Below are 20,380 nucleotides of genomic sequence, written 5' to 3'. Positions count from 1 at the left end.
GGCCCGGCATGGTAGCGGCGCCCTGTCCGTCCGCTAAGCGGCACCCCCGGATTTCGCCTTTTCGGATTGCGTAGATTGGGTTGCATGGCTTCTTTCGCGGAAACTGCAGCTATCAACCTTCGACTCGGACTTCTCGGGATACCGCTCCCTGACAGCCCGGCCGTCGACCTTGTTCGACCGGTCCTGGCCCGTCAGCGCGAGTTCAACCGTCGTCTCCAGAACCGGCTCCCGGCCGTCGATTCCCGGATCCAGTCGTTCCTCGACGACTACCTCACGGGGACCGACACCGCACCGAGGCTGCCCCGCCAGACCCTCGTTCTCGACCAGCCGGGGCTGGCACGGGCGATGTCGCTGCCGGTGGGATCGGACACCTTCGCCTCGGAGCAGTTGACCAGTTACCGCCTCGTCAACGGCATCCTGCACAATCCCGCCAACGATCGCCGCACCACCAAGGGCGTCTTCCACATCGCCGAGGGCGGCCTGCCTGTGCAGGACGACAAGCTCGCCGTCCCGCGCGACGTGTTCGGTCGGCTGCTGGAACACGCCTTCGACGCGCCGGACGACGCCCTGGTGCTGCCCTACACCTCCGAGCAGCCCGACCAGCCGAAGTGCTGGGTCTCTCTGCTGCTGCGCCCGATCGTCGTCCCCGAGGTACCCGGATACACATCCGAGCGCCGGATGGAGACCAGGTTCCTTGCCCCCGCTACCCTGATGGCAAATCTCGATTTCGTCGAGGGCATCTTCGGCAACGGCGGCGACCCGTACCTCCCGGACAACGACTCTTCCCTCAACCCCGAGAGCTGGACCGGCCACACCGGGCTTGTGGTGCTGGCGCCACACCTGACGAAGCTGACGAAGAAGGAGCTGGGCCTCCCCCATTGGGACGATGCCACTGAGCGGCAGCGCCGCGACGGCATGTGCTGGACGTCAGAGGACGAACGCTACAACGGCGGCTCGGCATTCAAGGCCTGTGCCCGCGATGAGCGCGGGGTGATCGTCACCGTCATCGCCGACAACTACTTCGGCTACTGCAAGAAGGAGGTCAAGGCGCAGATCAGTTACGCGGCCAACCTGCTCGGCATGGTCGAAGAGGAACACGCCGGCGGCGCGATAGCCTTCCCCCGCTACAACCTGGGCCAGACCTTCACCGACACCTACGCCGACGACAGCTACCGCATCGCCGACGTGATCGCCCGCAACCCCGAGCGCTTTGTCCGCCGCCCCGAAGGGCACGCCGTCGACCTGGAACAGCCGCACATCGTGCTGGTTCCGGAGCACTCCTCCTACTCACTTCGAGACAGCACCGTCTCCTGGACTCTCGACGGCGTCCCAGGAAGCATCCAACTACGCGCCAACACGCAATATGTCGGCCCGGACGGCTACATCGTGGAGTTGACCCACCTCGCCGCGGACGGCGACCAATGGACCCTGCTGGGCACATCCCCCGTCGCGACGTCGGCCCACAAGCCCGCGACCGTCTCAGGCGGCGGCAAGTCGGAGATCTCAAAATCGATCACGGACGCCTTCGTCAACGGCAACGCCTACGTCAACGACTTCACCCAGGACATGGAGCAGGTCGCCGCGATCATCAACCACGACTTCTCGACCCGCTTCGTGGACCCGGCCTGCGGCGACCATCGGGCGCTGCTCTCCGACGAGCGCAGCGTCGGCTCCGTCATCAAGCTGCTCACCCCGAGCAGGGACTACACCGACGAGTACAACGCCTGGGTCGAGGCAATCCCGCACCACATCAAGGAACTCGTGTTCGTGGTCAAGCGCTTCTACCACCCCGAATGGGGCAGTGACTGGGCCTCACACTTCTCGGTGGGACGGATCAACGGTCGCGCCGGGCACGCGCTGCGCCTCGACGGTGACAAGATCACAGTCAACATGCTGCGCGTCGGCTTCGCCGTCGACGGCTCCTGGCGCCTGTTCGGGCTCCGCCACGACTTCCATCCGGCAACCAAGGTGCAGACCGAAGACGACATCACGGCCAGCATCATCGTGCCGGGCGAGGTGGCCGGACGCACTGACGGGCTCTCTCGGAAATACGTCACCAACTGCGAACAACTCCTGTTCCAGCGCCCAGACGATGCGATCCACCGCGGCTACGACAAGCAAACCGAGATCGACATCGCCGCCGGCGCCTTCATCAGCAACTTCGAGCCGCTGACCAGGAGCGCCGCCAAGACGATGGTCGACGACGCCGTCAATTTCTCCCGGTTCACCGAGCCCATGCAGTCGCTCATCCGGGGCGTTGCGGACGGCAGCCGCGACAGCGCCGAGTACTTCGTGTCATCGGCCGACCCGCGGCTGATCAACGGGAAGCGTTCCAAGAACCCGCGCTACCTGCAGGTTCGCCCCGACATCTCCCGGCCGCGCGAGACCGCTATCGCCGAGATGGTCTCACGGATGCACCGCAGGCTCCCGATGGAAGCCCCGCTCAGGCTCCCCGTCGACGTGGTGGCGGCAGGTCGGCGCAACAACGCCGCCGAGGACGGGGTTCCCCCGCTCTGCTGCTACGCGCCGCTGCACTTCATGGAACGCCCCGAGTTGTTCATGGAGTTCATCTCCTCAATGACCGGCAAGTCCCCTTCCACGACAGGCGCCGGCTCCGAGGGAGCCATGACGAAGGGCCCGTTCAACGCGCTCCCTTCGATCATCGACCTGAACGCGGCCTTCCTCGACTTCACGCTTACCGGCTACGACGGCTGGCTGTCGTCGGCGGGAGTGATCGGCCCCAACGTTCGCGTCGACCACGACATCTCGCTGCTGGTTCCCGAAGTGTTCAGCAGGATGACCCCGCAGGAGCGCGACGCGGCCCACCTGATCGCGGAGGGTGCCCTTGAGCGGGTGGAGGACTTCGAGATCGACGGTGAGACGATCGAGGCCAGCCGCCTGGGTTACCGGATGACGGCGAAGTTCCAGTCGAAGTACTTCGGCCGCATCTTCATGCATCCCCACGTCGTGTTCTCCGAGAACATGCTGCGCCCCGAACTGCAGGACGCCGACGCCTACGCCGAGTCGGTCCGCACCATCGTGACCACTCATCAGCATGTCGCAAAGTCCTACATCGAGGACGGCACCATCTCGCTGGCCGTCCCGCCCATCAAGGCCCTCCTCGAGATCATGGCCAACGGCCAATCCGCCGAGGGGCTCGGACTGCAGGATCCGGCGTTCCGGGCCATGTTCGATCGCGAGCAGGTGTTGGCCTCCGACTGGTACTCGCAACGCCTCGCTGAGCAGGCGTCGGCCAACGCCGCGCACGCTAGCCGCGGGATCGCGGCGATGACACGGTTCCTGACCGAGGACGGCAATGGTGAAACCGCCGAACGCCTCGGCATCGAAGCGCGCATCACGACGCTGCAGGCCAGCCTTGACTCGTCAACGGGTGCTGAGGCGACCGACTCACTGATCGGGACCATCGGCCGACAGGTCACGTGGCGGCTGGAGTGATTCCGTCCACCAGTTCATGAGTGAGGTCGTCGAGCGAGTCGATGACGGTGGTCAGGCTGAGCACCTCGGCAGACGGTGGGTGGAAGTGCGGAGGCACGACCACCACCGCCATGCCGGCGGCCAGCGCCGAGGCGATGCCGTTGGTCGAATCCTCGACGGCGACCGCGGCAGTTGGGGCAACCCCCAACAGATCACAGGCACGTAGGAAGCCGTCGGGGGCCGGCTTACCGCGCTCGACTTCCTCGGTGGAGACGCTGACGCGGATGACGTCTGTCAGACCCATCACATCGAGGAACGTGTCGATGAGCAGCCGCGGCGAGGAACTGGCGATCGCCAAGGGGTAGCGCTCGGCCATCCGGTGCACGGCGTCCAGCGCTCCGGGCAGCAGCGCGACCCCTTCACGGTAGTGCTCGACCATGCCCGCGATGGTGCGCCTCGCGGATTCCTCGGGCCCGTAGGGGAAGCCGACCACCTCGGCGAGATAGGCGCCCCATTCGGGAGTGCTCATCCCCATCATGGCCTGCGTCGCGCCCTCGGGCCAGGGGATCCCGGCCTCGCGGGCGAGTGCACGCCGCACGACATCCCATTGCGACTCGGTGTCGACGAGCGTCCCGTCCAGGTCGAACACAATGGCAGGCATTCAGCGTTCCCTTCGTCGGTTTGGCTCCACAGCCTAGCCCTGCGATAAGGTGACGATGTCGAGCGGCTGAATCCGGTTGGATCCCGGAACTGTCGCGCAACCGTGATCCCGGATTCGGGGAGTCGGACCATCGCTCGCACAGCAGAAGATCATCTTCCGTCGCGCCAGCGGATGCCCAAGGATGCGCGGATCAGTCAGAAACGTAAAGGCTCCCAATGCACCGATGCATCAGCGCGATCACCCCGCTTGTGGCAGCGATCGTGACCGAGGGAACCATCGCCATCGGCATCCGCCTAAACCCCAACCGTACCGGTCTCCCGCGTTCGGGAATGTGAACCACCTGGGGCACGGATTGGCCGTTCCCCAGGAGCAACCAATCGAAAGGTCAGTGCCGAAAGCCATGCTCCTATCCAGAAAGACCGCCGCCAGGTCCGCGGCCATCGCCGCCCCCGTGGCGGCCGCTCTCCTGCTCGCCTTCACACCCCTCAGCGCCAAGGCAGACGTCCCGGACAACGCCACCGACTGCGTCGACGCCGGATACGTCTGGGTCCACGTAGAGCACGACGACGTGGTCACCGGCGGTTGCGCGACCGAGTTCGAATACGCCATCGACGCCATGGAGAGTGCGGGCATCGACTTCGTCGAAGAAGGCGGCTGGGTGAGCAGCGTCGACAACCGCGAGGCCATCGATCCCGAGTGGTGGTCGATCTGGACCTACGCCGGCCCGGATGATGACGAAGGCCTGCTCTGGGACTTCGCACAGTTGGGCGCGACCTCGTTGCCCCTGTTCGGCGGCGATGTGCTTGCGTGGGTGCTCCAGGATGACTGGACCCAGGGCGAGGAGAGCACCCATCCCCCGCTGACCGATCCGTTCACCCCCGAGACGCCCACCGAAACTCCGTCACCTACCCCGACGGCCACCGCCACCCCATCGGCCACCGCCACCCCATCGGCCACCCCGACGATGACACCCACCGCCACCGCGAGCGTCTCACCGACGGCTTCCAGCACGCCGACCACGAAACCCACACGCCCGAACAGGCCTGGGCTCCCCAGCTCCGGCAACTGAGCCACGGCCGAGGGGCCCAAGCGGGCCCCTCGGCAGCTCATACTCAACCCGCCGGGCGCCGGGGTAACCGGAAACGGCCGTCCGCCAACTCCTCCAACCAGCCCAACTCCACCAACTCCGCCGCATTGGCCAACGCCTCCAGCACCGGCTGACCAGTCCGCGCACACAACTGCGAAAAGACGACCTCCTCCCCCGGCAGCACCGCCTCCCGTATCTCGAACAAGCCAGGCGAAAGCCGATCTACAGGACGCTGCTCCCCCCTCGACTCCGCCTCGGGCAAGCTGCCAAGAGGGGCGAGCACAGACTCGACATCGGCGGCACCGGCACACAAGATCGCCTCACCATCACGGATCAGTCGGTGCGGTGTAGCGGACAGCGAGGAGGTCACCGGCCCTGGCACCGCAAACAACGGTCGACCCAGCGCACTCGCCCAAGAGGCGGTGTTCTTCGCCCCCGACCGCAACGCGGCCTCCACCACCACAACCGCGGATGAGAGAGCCGCGATGATCCTGTTGCGGGCCAGGAACGCATACCTCGTCGGCCGTAGCCCGGGCGGCAACTCGGAGACGATGCTGCCGGTCTCGGCCAGCGCGGCCGCAAGCTGCCGATGCGCAGATGGATAGGGCTCATCCACACCGCACGCCACCACCGCCACCGACCGGCCTCCGACGCCCAAGGCGCCCCGATGGGCCGCCCCGTCGATCCCGAACGCCATCCCAGACACCACCACGTGCCCGGCCGCAGCCAGATCAGCCGCCAGCGTCAGGGCTACCTGCTCGCCATAGCCGCTCGCCGCCCTGGCACCGACCACCGCGACGGCAGTATCCAGCTGATTGAGCTGCTCCCCTATCGCCCAAAGGCCGACCGGCTGGCCGCCCTGCTGCGCGACCTGCACCCGGTCGAGGTCACTCAGGCCCACAGGCCACTCAGCGTCACCGGGAATGAGGAACCTCGCCCCACACGCATCTGTCGCACGCCGCAGCCCGTCCAGATCGAGCGCCGCCGCCTTCCGGCCCCAGGTAGTCGTCTCCGCTTGACCGACGAATCCATCCCACAGGTCAACCGGGCCGAACTCCGCCAACGCCTTCGCAAACCCGATCGCCCCCAACGACTCAAGCCCCGCCAGCGCCATCCGCGCCTCCCGTTCGCCCAACATCACGCCGCCTGAGGCTGGTCGCCCTGCCGCAGCCGCAACGCGACCCTCAACTCGAGAGGACCGACCCGGTCGTGCCCCGAGAGGTCTGCCAGCGTCCAGGCAACACGAAGAACCTTGTCGACCCCTCTGAGGCTCAGCGCGCCACGTTCCAAGGCCCCGTTCAGGATCGAGAGATCATTGGGCAACGGCAGACCTTTCCTGAGATAGGGACCGGCTACCTCCCCGTTGGTCGCCCACGGAGTATCCGCGAGCCGGTGACGTTGCCGTTGCCGCGCCTCCGCCACCCTGGCCGCGACCACAGCGCTCGACTCGGGTGGCGTGCCTGCCACATCCATCAGGACGCGGTTCGCGCCGAGCATCTGGTGACGGATGTCGATCCGGTCCAGGATGGGCCCGCTGATGCGTTCGCGGTACCGGCGCACCTTGACGCTGTCGCAACGGCAGTCGGCACCTGCCACGCCGAACATCCCGCATGGACACGGATTTGCAGCCAGTACCAACTGGAACCGGGCCGGAAACAGGGCGCTCGCCCGCGCCCGGCTGATAGTGATCGTCCCGTTCTCCAACGGGGTACGCAACGCATCCAGTTTCGGGCCGAAGTCCGGGCACTCGTCGAGGAAGAGCACCCCGCGGTGGGCCAGAGAGATCGCGCCAGGCTTCAACTCTCCCGATCCACCACCGAGCAAGGCCACCGGGGTCACCGAATGGTGAGGATCGGCATACGGGGGACGGCTGATCAGCCCCGAGAGTTGGTGACCCGCCAGCGAATGGATCGCCGACACCTCAAGCGACTCTTCGTTCGTGAGCGCAGGTAGCAACGTGGGCAGACGGGACGCCAACATCGTCTTTCCCACTCCGGGTGGCCCGTGCAGGAAGAGGTGGTGGCGCCCAGCCGCGGCGACTTCCAGTGCGAATCTCCCCGTCTCGTGCCCGACCACCTCGGCCAGGTCGGGCACGTAGGCGGTGGCCTCGACCGGTGGTAGCGACGAACTCGCGGCCGATTCGGTCGGCTGCGCGACGGGGACGCCCGCCAGGATCGAGACCACCTCGTCGATCCGCCCGGCACCCCACACGGTCAGCCCTGGCACCAGTTCGGCCTCATCGGTTTGCGCGCTCGGGACGATGGCACACTCGAATCCGGCCCTGGCTGCGGCGAGCATGGCTGGCAACACGCCGCGGACATTGCGGATGCGGCCGTCGAGGCTCAATTCACCGAACAGCACCGTCTTCCCCAGCAGGCCGGGCCTGATCCCGCCCTCTGCCGCGATGGCGGCCACCGCAATGGCGACGTCATAGTGGGAGCCTGCCTTCGGCAGGTTGGCTGGCGACAGGTTGATGGTGATCAGTTGCGGAGGCCAGGGCAGGTCGAAGGCCCTCACGGCAGCCTTCACCCGGTCCTTTGCCTCGCTCAGCGACTTGTCAGGCAGCCCGACCAGTTGCGTCCGGGGCAGCCCACCACCCTTGGCCGCTTCGACCTCGACGACAACGCCTTCGATCCCGGTGAGCGCCACCGACCAGGCCGAGGCCCTCACAGTTCCTCGATTCCGCGGGCGTGGACCAGTTCGCATTGGCCGCCCGGCGGCCACACGATACCGATCGCGTCCACCCGTAGCAGCCTCGTGCGGCCGCCCTTCAGGCGGGCATAGATCGCCGCCAGCTGCCTGAGCCGCAGCACCTTGGCGAACGTGATCGTCTCCAACGGCGACCCGTAGCCGATACCAGACCTTGTCTTAACCTCCACGACCACGAGCGCATCCGCATCCGGGTCGTGCGCCACGATGTCGACCTCGCCCTCACTGCAGGTCCAGTTCCGCGCCAGGATCACCCAGCCGAGGGACTCCAGGAACTGTGCCGCCTTGTCCTCGCCACGCCGTCCGAAGCGCTGATTCGAATTGACCATCAACTCCACCTCCACCCAAATGATCCGCGGGTGGAGACGGCCTATTGCATCAATCCACAGGGCAGTTCGCCCCGGATGTCAGTTTCGGGCGTCGGAATCTGGCACCTCAAGGTCTGAATGCACGATCTCCTCGATGGAGACGTCACGGAACGTCAGCACCTTGGCCGACTTCACGAACCGGGCAGGGCGATACATGTCCCATACCCAGGCATCGCCCATGGACACCTCGTAGTAGACGTCACCGCCCTCGGTGCGGACCTTGAGGTCGACAGCGTTGCAGAGGTAGAAGCGACGCTCCGTTTCCACGGCGTAGGTGAAGATGCCGACCACGTCCTTGTACTCGCGGTACAGGTCGAGCTCGAGCTTGCTCTCATACTGTTCAAGGTCATCGGCACTCATGGTTCCCCAACTCTATCCCCCCGCAAGACGGTCAGCGAGTCCCGCCCGCCGGGCGCCAGCCTGGCGACGTTGTCGAAGCACCAACGATGGATGCGGCTCGGGCCCGCTGCCTCCAGTGCCTGTTGGTGGGCAGCGGTGCAGTATCCCTTGTGGACGGCGAAACCGTATTCCGGGTAGGTCTCGTCGTAGCGTGTCATGATCTGGTCCCTGGTGACCTTGGCGACGATCGATGCGGCAGAGACACACGCTGCGACCTTGTCGCCCTTCCACATCGCCAGCCCAGGGGCGCCGAGGCCGTCCACGGGAAAGCCGTCGGTGATCACGAATCCGGCGGCGACCTCAAGCCTGCCGACCGCGCGCCGGAGACCGTGCAGATCTGCCTGGTGCATGCCCAGTGCATCGCACTCCTCCGGCCCGACGATCGCCACGGCCACGGCGACGGCCCGCCTCTGGATCTGTTCGTACAGTCGTTCTCTCGCGACCGCGCTCAGTGCCTTCGAGTCGTCGAGCCCCTGAATCGGTCTGGCCGGATCGAGGATGGTCGCCGCCGCGACCAGCGGCCCTGCGCACGCTCCGCGGCCCGCCTCATCGGCCCCGGCGACCGGGCCAAGCCCTGCCCTCGCCAGAGCCCTTTCATAACCGTAGGCACCTCGGCCCGGGCGAATCATCAGCAGCCAGGCTCCACGTGGATTAGGTCGGGCTCATCCGGGGCCGGCTCAGTCGGGTCGGGAACGGCCTCGAAAGTCTCGGGAACGTTGAATGTGGCGAGCCTGTCGAGGGGCGAAACGATGGCCACGGCAGCACCGACGACCTTCTCGACGGGCACGAAGGCGCTGGCCCCCGGTGAGGCTGAGACGTTGGCGAGTCGGCAGCGCGAGTCGTTCGACTCATTGCGGTGATCGCCCATCACGAAGATCCGGTCCTTGGGCACGACGATGTCGAACGGCACGTTCGCGGGAGCCACCGTCACCCCACCCTCGGAGTAGAGATAGGACGACTCGTCGAGCTCGACCCCGTTGACCTCGATCCTGCCGTCGTCGGCTACCCGGACGTGGTCCCCGGGCATCCCGATGACCCGCTTGATCAGGTGCTCGGTACCCGAGTTGGGGAGCACCCCGATGAACTCAAGCGCGATCTGGACCTTGTTCGTCACCGGCGGGGAAGGTATCAGCCAACTCCCAGGGTCTTCGAACACCACGACATCACCACGCTGGAACCCTCCGAACTTGGCCACCAGAACCCTGTCCTGAATCTGGAGCGTGTTCTGCATCGACCCAGAAGGGATGACGAACATCTGACCGACGAACGTGCGGAGCAGCGTGGCGATCACAACAGCACCGACCACGATCAGCACACCCTCGGTCAGCCAGCCGAGCGCTCGTCTACCAAGCCCCGGCCTTCCCTCGGATGTCGCCTCGACGGGCTGATCGGGTGCGGCGGATTCCACGGGCATTCCTTCGGGTTGATTCGACTCTGCTGAGCATACCGCCGCGCGCCACAACGCCCCAAGAAGAGGAACCGCCGGGCGACTCGGAAGTCGACCCGGCGGTCAATGAAGCGTTGGCGCGATTCAGACGCGCTTTTCCTTGATCTTGGCGGCCTTGCCCCGAAGCCCACGCAGGTAGTAGAGCTTGGCGCGACGCACGTCGCCACGACGCTCCACCTCGATCTTCTCGATGATCGGGGAATGCAGGGGGTAGGTGCGCTCGACGCCGACGCCGAAGCTCACCTTGCGGACGGTGAATGCTTCCTGGATACCGCCGGCGTTGCGGGCGATGACGACGCCTGCGAACACCTGGACGCGGGACCGGTTGCCTTCGATGACGCGTACGTGGACACGGACGCTGTCACCGGCGCGGAACTCCGGGATGTCGTCGCGCAGCGACGCCTTGTCCAGTTCCTGGATCAGTTTGTTGGTCACGGTTTAACCCTTCCGTCAGTGCCACAGGCCACCGCGGGTTGTTCTGGCCCATCGATCAACGGACAATCCCCCTGTGGCAGGAGCCGCTCGCGACGGGGTCACCCAAGTGCGGGCAACGACCTCCAATTATGGCAGAGTCCACCCGTCGCAGGAAATCCAGCGGCAACAAAGGAGGGGCGGTGCCGAAGCACCGCCCCTCCTCCTTGCGTGTGGCCTACTTGCCGTCACCCTTGAACAGCGACGCGATCATGTCACGGTTCAACTGGGCGATGGACTCAAGCGGGATACCCTTCGGGCAGACCGCGGCGCATTCACCGATGTTGGTGCAGTTGCCGAAGCCTTCCTCGTCGTGCTGCGCGACCATCGACTTGACGCGACGGTAGCGCTCGGGCTGGCCCTGCGGGAGCATCGCGAGGTGTGTGATCTTGGCGGCCGTGAACAGCATGGCGGAACTGTTCGGGCATGCGGCGACGCACGCACCGCATCCGATGCACGTGGCGTTGTCGAATGCCTTGTCCGCCTCGCGCTTAGGCGCTGGGGTGGCATGGGCGTCCGGAGCCGAGCCCGTGTTGCTCGAGATGAAGCCGCCAGCGGCGATGATCCGGTCAAGGGCCCCGCGGTCAACCGCGAGATCCTTGATCACAGGGAACGCACCGGCGTGCCAGGGTTCGATGTCGATCGTCGCCCCGTCCGAGAACGAGCGCATGTGCAGCTGGCAGGTGGTCGTGGCCGAACCACCGTGTGCGATGCCATTGATGACAACGCCACACATGCCGCAGATGCCCTCTCGACAGTCGTGATCGAACGCGACCGGTTCCTCGTTGCGCTCGGTGAGGTTCTCGTTGAGGAGGTCAAGCATCTCCAAGAACGACATGTCCTCCGACACACCGTCCAGGTCGTACTCGACCATCCGGCCGGCGGCGTCAGGGCCGGTCTGACGCCAGATACGTAGCTTGAGCTTCACTTGTAACTCCGTTGCTTGAGTTCGATTGCCTTGTAGTTGAGGGGTTCGCGGTGCAGGACCGGCTTGCTCCCCTCGCCGCCCCACTCCCAGGCCGCGACATAGAGGAACTCATCGTCGTGACGCAGTGCCTCCCCCTCGGGCGTCTGGGACTCGGCACGGAAATGGCCACCGCAGGATTCACGGCGGTGCAGGGCGTCGACACACATCAGTTCACCGAGCTCCATGAAGTCGGCGACTCGCCCGGCACGTTCGAGGGCCTGGTTGAAGTCCTCGTTCTTGCCGGTGACGCGAACGTTGCTCCAGTAGTCCTTGCGGAGTTCCTGGATGAGGCCAATGGCCTTCTTCAGCCCAGCCTCGGTGCGCTCCATTCCGCAGTACTCCCACATGATGTGGCCGAGTTCCTTGTGGTACGAGTCGACCGAGCGGGTGCCCTGGATCGAGAGCAGCTTGTCGATGCGTGCCTGCGCTGTGGCGCGGGCCTCGACCACGGCCGGGTGATTGTCGGCCACCTTCTCGAAAGGTGCATCAGCGAGGTAGTCGTTGATGGTGTTCGGGAGCACGAAGTAGCCGTCAGCCAGGCCCTGCATCAGGGCCGAGGCGCCGAGCCGGTTGGCCCCGTGATCCGAGAAGTTCGCCTCACCGGTAACGTACATGCCCGGGATGCTGGACTGCAGGTCATAGTCGACCCAGAGGCCGCCCATCGTGTAGTGCACCGCGGGGTAGATGCGCATCGGCGTCTCATACGGATTCTCGCCGGTGATCTGGGCGTACATGTCGAACAGGTTGCCGTACTTGTTCTCGACGGCCTTCTGGCCGAGGCGGTTGATCGCATCGGAGAAGTCGAGGTACACGCCGCGGCGCACCTGACGCTCCACACCATCGGAACCGACCTCTGCGACCGCCGGGCCGACACCGCGACCCTCATCGCACATGTTCTTCGCCTGACGCGACGCGATGTCACGGGGAACCAGGTTACCGAAGGCCGGGTAGATGCGCTCCAGGTAGTAGTCGCGCGCCTCCTCGGGGATCTGGCGGGGGTCCTTGGCGCAGTCTTCAGCCTTCTTCGGCACCCAGATGCGGCCATCGTTGCGCAGCGACTCGGACATCAGCGTCAGCTTCGACTGGGTCTCGCCGTGCACAGGAATGCAGGTCGGGTGGATCTGCGTGTAGCAGGGGTTGCCAAAGTAGGCGCCCTTGCGGTGCGCACGCCAGGTGGCGGTGACGTTGCAGCCCATCGCGTTGGTCGATAGGAAGAACACGTTGCCGTAGCCGCCGGTGGCTAGCACGACGGCGTCGGCCGTCCAGGTCTCGACCTTTCCGTTGACCATGTTCCGGGTCACGATGCCGCGGGCCCGGCCGTCGACGACGATCAACTCGACCATCTCGTGGCGGGTGTACATCTTGACGGTGCCGGCTGCGACCTGGCGCTCCAACTGCTGGTAGGCGCCGATCAGCAGCTGCTGACCGGTCTGGCCACGCGCGTAGAAGGTGCGCTGCACCTGCACGCCACCGAACGAGCGGGTGTCGAGCAGGCCGCCGTATTCACGGGCGAAGGGGACACCCTGGGCGACGCACTGGTCGATGATGTTGGCCGATACCTCGGCAAGGCGGTAGACGTTGGTTTCCCGGGCCCGGTAGTCGCCGCCCTTGACGGTGTCGTAGAACAGCCGGTGCGTCGAGTCGTTGTCGTTGCGGTAGTTCTTGGCCGCGTTGATGCCGCCCTGGGCCGCGATCGAGTGGGCCCGGCGGGGGCTGTCCTGGTAACAGAAGTTGAGGACGTTGTAGCCTGCCTCGCCGAGCGTCGCGGCTGCAGCGCCACCGGCGAGGCCGGTGCCGACGATGATGACGCTCAGCTTGCGGCGGTTGGCCGGGTTGACCAGGCGTGCCTGGAACTGCCGGGTCTTCCAAACCTTGTCGATGTCGACGCCCTTTGGCGCCTTGGTGTCTTCGATGTCCGCGCCAACACTCCAGAACTGGTTGGCCACGGGGGTGCTGATGGTGTCGGTCACGAGATAACTCCAAACAGGACGGCAACCGGCATGATCATGAAGCCCACGAACAGAGCAACGGCCACGACGATCGCCAGGAAGTTGAGCCACTTACGGGCGTTGGGGCTGGTGTTGGCTCCGAGCGTGGTGAACGCGCTCCAGAAGCCGTGCCGGATGTGCATGCAGACGAGCACCATGCAGACGGCGTAGAGCGCGACCATCCACCACTGCTGGAAGCCTACGAGCACCATGGTGTGCGGTTCTGCGCCGTTCCCACCGAAAGACCCGGGCACGATCGTGAACTGGATCAGGTGGAAGATCAGGAAGGCGAGGACGATCACACCGCCCCAGCGCATGGTGCGCGCCGAGTAGGTCTGTGCCTGGCGCTTGTCGTTGACATACTTCGGCCCGCGCACGGCGATGCTCTGGCGCGACAGCGTGTACGCCGACCAGATGTGCAGCAGTACCGCGAGCACCATCACGAATCTGAAGATCCAGATGAACTGGCCCTGCATGATGATCGGGTACAGCATGCCGCCGTCTTCGGTCGCACCCTTGAGCCAGTGCGCGTAATGATCGAAGGCCTCGAAACCAACGAACATTTTCAGGTTGCCGTACATGTGGAAGAGCAGGAAGGCGATCATGATCAAGCCGGTCACCGCCATGATGACCTTCTTGACGACCGTTGATCGCAACGCTCGCTGATGAATGGTGAGTGTTGTTGCCACGCGCTCACTCTAGCCAACGAAAGCCCCGAATTTGCGCAGGGGGCAGATTAGCTCAACAGCGTGTTGACTGGGCGATTTACGCGCGGCGTTACTTACGAAAAATCGCCGTCCAACAGGTCGGGCCGGGTACTCCTCGTTCGTTCCAACGCGCGCTCCCTGCGCCACTTGGCGATCAAGCCGTGATTGCCGCTGAGCAGCACCTCCGGCACCTCACGCCCACGCCACACCGGGGGCTTCGTGTAGTTCGGGTACTCGAGCAACTGCTCATTGCCAGAGGAGTGCGATTCCTCAAGCAGCGAATCGGGATTGCCCAGCACGCCGGGGAGGAGCCGGACGACCGCCTCGGTGATCGCAAGCGCGGCGACCTCTCCCCCGTTGAGGACGTAGTCGCCGAGGCTCACCTCGACCACCTCGTAGCGTTGCCTGCAGTGGTCGATGACCCGTTGATCGATCCCCTCGTAGCGACCACAGGCGAAAACCAACCGTTCCTTACCCGCGAGTTCATAGGCCAGTGACTGGGTGAATGGCCGTCCAGCAGGCGTCGGCACCACCACCGTGATGGGGAGCACAGACGACTCCTCCAGCGCGTCCAGCGCCTCCCCCCAGGGTTCTGGCTTCATCACCATGCCTGCTCCCCCACCGTAAGGGGTGTCATCGGTGGTGTGATGCCTGTCGTGGGTCCAGGCCCGCAGGTCGTGGACGGCCAGTTCGACGGTGCCCCCCGCGATCGCCTTCCCCACGAGGCTCAACTGGAGAGGCGCGAAGTAGTCCGGAAAGATCGTGACGAATTCAAGCCTCATTCTTCGTCCTCCAGCAGGCCGGGAACATCGGCCAGTTGGATGACTCCAGCGCCAAGATCGACCCGAGGCACGAGCGCGGAGACAAACGGGATCAGCCGATCGTCACCGCCCACGTCGACGCGCAGGAGATCCTGGGCCGGCATGTGCAGCACCTCGGCCACCGTGCCGACCCGACCCCCGGCATGATCGAGTACCCCGAGCCCGACCAGTTGCCGATCGAAGTACTCCTCGGGCTCACTCGGAAGCTCGTCGGCCGGAACCCGGAGGCTGAGCCATTCTCCTGTCAGGGCATCGACGGCGGTGCGGTCGGGGTAGCCGACCAGCGTGACGACCAGTCGGCCCCGGTGCCATCGAGTGGTCGCGATCTCGACGGAGCGCAGACCGGTTCCCAGCGCGAGCTTCACACCAGGCTGGAACCGCCTGGCCGGCTCGTCCGTGCGCAGCTCGATCATCACCTCACCCTTGATGCCGTGCCCGCGCCCGATCCTGCCGACCGTCACCTCGACCATTTCACCCATCGGTTACCTTCTGTTGCTTCGTGCAATGAAAAATCGCCGGTTGAGGGCTCACGGCTCCTCAACCGGCGATTCGTTCGGCTCAGCGGCGGCCGGGGCGATCGACGTCCACGAAGTCGACCCGGACACTTTCCTTACCTGCCAGCGCCCCGATCACGGTACGCAGCGCCTGCGCGGTACGCCCTTGGCGCCCGATCACCTTCCCGACGTCGTCGGGGTGTACGCGCACCTCAAGAAGGCGCCCGCGACGCAGGTCCTTCTCCTTGACGGTCACGTCATCGGGGTTTGAGACGATACCGGCCACGAGGTGCTCCAGCGCGTCTGCCAGCACGCTCAGGCCTCTTCGGCAGGTGCCTCGGCGGCCGGGGCCACAGCCTCGGCGGCCTTCTTGGCAGCGTCCTCGTCGGCCTTCTTCTTGGCCTTGGAGATGGCCGGGGCGGTCGCGCCCGCATCCTCGGCCAAGGCTGCGGCGAAAGCTGCCTCGCGGTCGCGGGGCTCAGGCTGCGGGTCGATACCGGAGGCGGTGGTGTCACCGGTGAACTTCTGCCAGTCGCCGGAGCGCTTGAGGATCGCCACGACGGCCTCGGTCGGCTGCGCACCGACTGAGAGCCAGTACTGGGCGCGCTCAGAGTCGACGCGAATGACGCTGGGATCGTTCTTCGGGTGGTACAGGCCGATCTCTTCGATGGCCTGACCGTCGCGCTTGGCGCGCGAGTCGATGACGATGATGCGGTAGTGGGGCGAGCGAATCTTGCCGAGACGCTTCAGACGAATCTTGGTTGCCACGAGTGTGGTTTCTCCTGTTACTCAAGGTGTCTGCTGGGCAGACGAGTTGGACGGACGCGCGTTGCGTGTGGGGCACACTCGGCGCAAACCTAGGGGCCTCTCCGCCCGCGTGAGAGGGCACAGACGAAGAAGGTGCATCTGACATTGTGCCAGAGAGCCCCCCAGACCCCAAACAGTCCGACGACACACCGGTAGGCTGGCCGCGATGGACATTACAGCCGATGCGTTCGAACTCCTCGTCGAGGAGGCGCTGGATCAGTTGCCTGAGCAACTCCTGGCCGGTCTCGACAACCTGATCTTCGTGATCGAAGACGAGCCCGAGGACGGAACGGACATGCTCGGCGTCTACGACGGCACCGCACTGACCGACCGCGACGAGTACGGGTTCGGCCAGTTACCCGATCGGATCGTGCTGTTCCAAGGTCCGCTGACCCGGATGTGCGCCGATGAGGAAGAGCTCTACGACGAGATCTGGATCACGCTGGTGCATGAACTCGGGCACTACCACGGCATCGATGAGGAGCAACTGCATTCCCTCGGGTGGGGCTGACCGACCGCCAGGGGCGCCAAGCAAAACTCGTGAGTGAATCGGCCAAGGCCCGTGCCGGTTGTCCGACGTGGGTGGTTGACTGCCAGCACGAGACGCCAACGGAGGTTCGCCCGAATGCACCCCAACCCGAGACGCCTGCTGGTCGGTTTCACCGTCCTCGCGCTCACCGCCACGTTCCTGAACCTGATGCCGACCGCCAAGGCGGACACGGGCATCGCACCGGTCGCCGACTGGCAGACCCCTGTGACCGCACCCTTCGACGTCGCCGCTGCCGAAGCCGCCGCTGAGGCGGCCGTTGATCGGATCATGACGACCGCGGCCGGGCGCTTCGATGTGGCGATCCGCCCCGCCACCGACGGCATCGACCGATTCGAGGTGGCCTCCCGGAACGAGCACGTGCTGATCACCGCGACGACTGCGGCCACTGCGGCCAAGGGCCTCAACGCGTACCTCGGATCGGTCGGGCAGTCGCTCTCCTACACCGTCCGAAATGTTGACCCCACGGCGGATTTCCCACTCCCTCAACAACTCATCTCGGATGAGGCCGAGGTGACGCACCGCTTCTACGGCAACGACACCGAGGACGGCTACACCAACCCGTACCGCGACTTCGCGGACTGGGAGCAACTCATCGACGAGTTGGCGGCGCTGGGCTTCAACGAGGTGTTCATGCCGGTGGGCACCGAGGCCGTCTACTTCGATGTGCTCCAACAGTTCGGCTATTCCAAGGCCGAGTTGACCGCATGGACGCCGACACCGTCGCATCAACCGTGGTGGCTGTTGCAGAACATGTCGGGTTTCCCCGCAGGCATCAGCGAGGCCACGATCGAGGCGAGGGCGGCGCTGGGGCGCCAGATCGCCGACCGGATGCGCGAGCTGAACATGAACCCGGTCCTTCCGGGATACTTCGGCACCGTGCCAGTCGGATTCGGCACTCGACATCCTGGCAACAACGTCGTCGCCCAGGGAGGCTGGGTCGGGTTCACCCGTTCCGACTGGCTCGATCCCAACTCCCCCATTTTCCCGAGCGTCGCCGAGGCATTCTATGAGGCGAGCGCCGCACGGCTGGGGGCCAGCGACCGGTACAAGATGGATGTGCTGCACGAGGGCGGGGTGCGCGGCAACGTCAACGTCCCCAACGCCACCAGAGCGATCGAGGCGGCGCTGCAGAATGCGAACCCTGGAGCGGTCTGGGTCCTGCTTGGCTGGCAGGAGAATCCGCCAGCCGATGTCGCGGCCGCGGCGGACCCGGCCACCACCTTCATCGTGGACGGCCTCTCCGACCGCACCTCCGCCGACCGGAACCGCGAGGTCGACTGGTCCAGCGTGCCCTACGCGTTCGGGACGATCTGGAACTACGGCGGCGACACCACCATGGGTTCCGAGATGACGACCTGGAATGAACGCTTCTTCCAGTGGCGCGACAAGGATGGCTCGAAGGTCGACGGCATCGCCGCGATGCCGGAAGGCGGCAACAACAACGGGGCGGCCCTGGACTTCTTCGCCGGCCTGGCCTGGGAGGACGGGCCGGTCGACCTTGATCAGTGGTGGGCCGACTGGACCGTGCGGCGCTACGGCGTCCGGAACGACGCAGTGATCGAGGCGTGGCAGACGATCGGGGCGACGGCCTACACGCTCCCCGACAATCCCGGCTTCGCCGAGGCACACGACAGCGTCTACGCGGCCGACCCGTCACTGACGGCCAATACCTCATCGGCGTGGTCCCCCACCTCCCCGGCCTACGACATGGCCGAGTTCGCCACCGCCGTCGAACCGCTGCTCAGCGCCGCCGACGAGTTGGGATCGAACGCCGCCTACCAGTACGACGTGATGGACGTTTCACGCCAGGCGCTCTCCAACACCGGGCGGGTTCTCCTTCCGAAGCTGCGCGCCGCATTCGACTCGGGCGATGCGGTGCGGTTCGAGGGCTACATGACACAGTTCCTCGCAAACCTTGACTTGCTTGACGAGCTTGCAGGGACCCAGTCGGGTTCTCTGCTCGGCCCGCTGCTCGACGACGCCTCGGCCCTCGGCGCAACGCCACAGGAGAAGGCGGCCCTGGAGCGCTCGGAACGCACCCTGCTGACCGTATGGGGGCACCGGGACGGTTACAACAACGGTCTGGGGAACTACGCGGGCCGAGAGATTCAGGGCCTGGTCGGGTCGTTCTACAAGCCGCGTTGGGAGAAGTTCCTTTCAGCGAGGTTGGCGCAACTGGAGGGTGCCCCCTCACAGAGCTTCAACTGGTACGACGATGCCCAGCCCTGGCTGGCCTCCGAAGGCCGGGTGGGGATCGCCTCCACGCCAAGCGGCCTTTCGAGCACGGTCGCCGCGAAGGTACCCGCGCGCGTCGCACAGGCATACGAGGTCGTCAGACCACCGTCACCCGGCGCTGGTGAGCATTTCCTGAGCGACCTTCCATTCCTGGACGAGTTCGTCGGCCTTTTCCCCACGCGACGCGACACCGAGGTGGGCGACGGCTCCTCCGCCACCCCTGAACCGATCAGGATCGACGGCGTCACCTACGCCAAGGGCCTCGGGATGCAGACCCCCGGTTCCGTTTCGTTCGCTCTGGACGACCGGTGCTCGACGTTCACCGCCACCGTCGGGATCGACGACACCATGTCGGCTGCGGGCAAGCTGCCGTCGGTGATCTTCCGGGTGTGGGGCGACGGCGTCGTGCTCTACGAGTCGCCGATCCTGTACCAGCTGACCCCGGTCGACGTCGCGGTTGATGTCAGCGGCGTGAAAGACCTGATGCTGGAGGTCGATCCGGCCGAGTCGGATCCGCGGAATCCTGGTGCTTCGGCCAACTGGTGGGACCGTGCCGACTGGGCAGACGCGAAGGTCGTCTGCCCAGAGGTCGGGCCGACACCCACCCCGACGCCCACGCCCACGCCCGCCGAGACACCGACGCCAACCGCGACACCCACACCGACCCCGACCGCGACACCCACGCCCACTCCGACCGCGACGCACACGCCGACACCCACGCCCACACCGACGACCGGTGGTTGGCAGCCGTCGGCGCCCTACACGCTGCCTGGGGTGCACCAGGTGGGCGGACGGTTGTGGACGACCACCTGCCAGCCCTACTCGCAGACGACCCGCTGCCGCACCGACATCTGGGCCACCACGATCGTGAAGGACCGCTCAGGGAGCTATGTCGTCAGGCAGGGGTGGGCGTTCAACAACCTGACGTACCTGCCCTTGATGAAGCGTACGCAGTGGGCAACCAACCCACTTGGCCGCCCGGGCGCTTGGAAGGCCGAAGACGGCCGCCGGTGGTACACCGAGTGCGACACCGCCGCGACCGGCCGCAACGGCTGCCGCAGCTACGCCGAGGCGGACGTGGTGAGCCTCGGGAGCGACGGCCGGTTCCGAACCCAGCGCACCTTCGTGTTCAACAACCTGGTGATGTTCAGCTGAAGCATGACGCCCGCGGTCCGCTGCCGCTGTCCCAGCGGACCGCAGGTCGGGCTCGCCACCCGGCCCGAGAAGGGCGTGA

The 20,380-nt window shown here is 65.8% G+C and carries 19 protein-coding genes; 4 read left to right on the top strand and 15 right to left on the bottom strand.

Features of this window, described 5'->3' with window-relative positions; translation table 11 throughout:
* Positions 1-84: 84 nt before the first annotated feature.
* Positions 85-3,456: a PPi-type phosphoenolpyruvate carboxykinase family protein gene (locus tag BUC15_RS09660; protein ID WP_073187577.1), complete on the top strand. Its 3,372-nt coding sequence runs from the start codon at positions 85-87 to the stop codon at positions 3,454-3,456.
* On the opposite strand, the gene BUC15_RS09655 is transcribed toward BUC15_RS09660, so the two are convergent.
* On the bottom strand, positions 3,437-4,096 hold the full coding sequence (locus BUC15_RS09655; RefSeq protein ID WP_073187575.1) for an HAD family hydrolase: 660 nt from the start codon (positions 4,094-4,096) through the stop codon (positions 3,437-3,439). The genes BUC15_RS09660 and BUC15_RS09655 overlap by 20 nt on opposite strands.
* A gap of 400 nt (positions 4,097-4,496) precedes the next feature.
* Between BUC15_RS09655 and BUC15_RS09650 the strand changes: the two genes are divergently transcribed.
* Positions 4,497-5,165 (top strand): hypothetical protein, encoded by a 669-nt coding sequence (locus BUC15_RS09650; RefSeq protein ID WP_073187572.1) that lies wholly within the window; start codon positions 4,497-4,499, stop codon positions 5,163-5,165.
* 43 nt (positions 5,166-5,208) lie between these two features.
* Here the strand turns inward: BUC15_RS09650 and dprA are convergent, their stop codons facing one another.
* The 14 genes from dprA to rpsP all read right to left on the bottom strand — a co-directional run bounded on the left by dprA (position 5,209) and on the right by rpsP (position 16,322).
* Positions 5,209-6,321, bottom strand: coding sequence for a DNA-processing protein DprA (gene dprA / locus BUC15_RS09645; RefSeq protein ID WP_073187570.1), 1,113 nt, complete (start codon positions 6,319-6,321; stop codon positions 5,209-5,211).
* Positions 6,321-7,889, bottom strand: a complete 1,569-nt coding sequence (locus tag BUC15_RS09640; RefSeq protein WP_073187567.1) for a YifB family Mg chelatase-like AAA ATPase — start codon at positions 7,887-7,889, stop codon at positions 6,321-6,323. Before BUC15_RS09640 ends, dprA begins: the two co-directional genes overlap by 1 nt.
* The gene (locus BUC15_RS09635) at positions 7,850-8,221 is read right to left on the bottom strand and encodes a YraN family protein (protein WP_073187617.1); all 372 of its coding nucleotides are present in this window, start codon (positions 8,219-8,221) and stop codon (positions 7,850-7,852) included. The genes BUC15_RS09640 and BUC15_RS09635 overlap by 40 nt, the downstream gene beginning before the upstream one ends.
* 78 nt (positions 8,222-8,299) lie before the next feature.
* Entirely contained in the window at positions 8,300-8,620 is a 321-nt protein-coding gene (locus BUC15_RS09630) for a DUF2469 domain-containing protein (RefSeq protein WP_073187564.1), read from the bottom strand.
* Positions 8,617-9,288, bottom strand: a complete 672-nt coding sequence (locus tag BUC15_RS09625) for a ribonuclease HII (protein ID WP_073187562.1) — start codon at positions 9,286-9,288, stop codon at positions 8,617-8,619. Before BUC15_RS09625 ends, BUC15_RS09630 begins: the two co-directional genes overlap by 4 nt.
* On the bottom strand, positions 9,288-10,067 hold the full coding sequence (gene lepB / locus BUC15_RS09620) for a signal peptidase I (RefSeq protein WP_245787940.1): 780 nt from the start codon (positions 10,065-10,067) through the stop codon (positions 9,288-9,290). Before lepB ends, BUC15_RS09625 begins: the two co-directional genes overlap by 1 nt.
* Before the next feature lie 123 nt (positions 10,068-10,190).
* Positions 10,191-10,541: a 50S ribosomal protein L19 gene (rplS, locus tag BUC15_RS09615; RefSeq protein WP_073187560.1), complete on the bottom strand. Its 351-nt coding sequence runs from the start codon at positions 10,539-10,541 to the stop codon at positions 10,191-10,193.
* 214 nt (positions 10,542-10,755) lie between these two features.
* Positions 10,756-11,505, bottom strand: a complete 750-nt coding sequence (locus tag BUC15_RS09610) for a succinate dehydrogenase/fumarate reductase iron-sulfur subunit (RefSeq protein WP_073187558.1) — start codon at positions 11,503-11,505, stop codon at positions 10,756-10,758.
* Positions 11,502-13,514, bottom strand: coding sequence for a fumarate reductase/succinate dehydrogenase flavoprotein subunit (locus BUC15_RS09605; RefSeq protein ID WP_073187556.1), 2,013 nt, complete (start codon positions 13,512-13,514; stop codon positions 11,502-11,504). The genes BUC15_RS09610 and BUC15_RS09605 overlap by 4 nt, the downstream gene beginning before the upstream one ends.
* On the bottom strand, positions 13,511-14,188 hold the full coding sequence (locus BUC15_RS09600) for a succinate dehydrogenase/fumarate reductase transmembrane subunit (protein WP_073187601.1): 678 nt from the start codon (positions 14,186-14,188) through the stop codon (positions 13,511-13,513). Before BUC15_RS09600 ends, BUC15_RS09605 begins: the two co-directional genes overlap by 4 nt.
* A gap of 125 nt (positions 14,189-14,313) precedes the next feature.
* Positions 14,314-15,021, bottom strand: coding sequence for a tRNA (guanosine(37)-N1)-methyltransferase TrmD (gene trmD / locus BUC15_RS09595; protein WP_073187554.1), 708 nt, complete (start codon positions 15,019-15,021; stop codon positions 14,314-14,316).
* Positions 15,018-15,539, bottom strand: coding sequence for a ribosome maturation factor RimM (gene rimM, locus BUC15_RS09590; protein WP_073187552.1), 522 nt, complete (start codon positions 15,537-15,539; stop codon positions 15,018-15,020). Before rimM ends, trmD begins: the two co-directional genes overlap by 4 nt.
* Before the next feature lie 79 nt (positions 15,540-15,618).
* Positions 15,619-15,867, bottom strand: a complete 249-nt coding sequence (locus BUC15_RS09585) for an RNA-binding protein (protein ID WP_073187550.1) — start codon at positions 15,865-15,867, stop codon at positions 15,619-15,621.
* Positions 15,868-15,869: 2 nt separating this feature from the next.
* A complete protein-coding gene (gene rpsP, locus BUC15_RS09580; RefSeq protein WP_073187548.1) occupies positions 15,870-16,322 on the bottom strand; it encodes a 30S ribosomal protein S16 in 453 nt (150 codons plus the stop codon).
* A 205-nt stretch (positions 16,323-16,527) separates the two neighbouring features.
* Here rpsP and BUC15_RS09575 point away from each other — a divergent pair, with 205 nt between their 5' ends.
* Positions 16,528-16,872, top strand: a complete 345-nt coding sequence (locus tag BUC15_RS09575; protein ID WP_073187546.1) for a metallopeptidase family protein — start codon at positions 16,528-16,530, stop codon at positions 16,870-16,872.
* A gap of 114 nt (positions 16,873-16,986) precedes the next feature.
* Positions 16,987-20,301, top strand: a complete 3,315-nt coding sequence (locus tag BUC15_RS09570) for an alpha-N-acetylglucosaminidase TIM-barrel domain-containing protein (protein WP_073187544.1) — start codon at positions 16,987-16,989, stop codon at positions 20,299-20,301.
* Positions 20,302-20,380: the final 79 nt, after the last annotated feature.

It is taken from the genome of Tessaracoccus bendigoensis DSM 12906 (assembly GCF_900141915.1).
GTDB lineage: Bacteria > Actinomycetota > Actinomycetes > Propionibacteriales > Propionibacteriaceae > Arachnia > Arachnia bendigoensis.
Note: the sequence above shows the minus strand (reverse complement) of the source record. Positions and strands in the feature narration are given on the sequence as shown.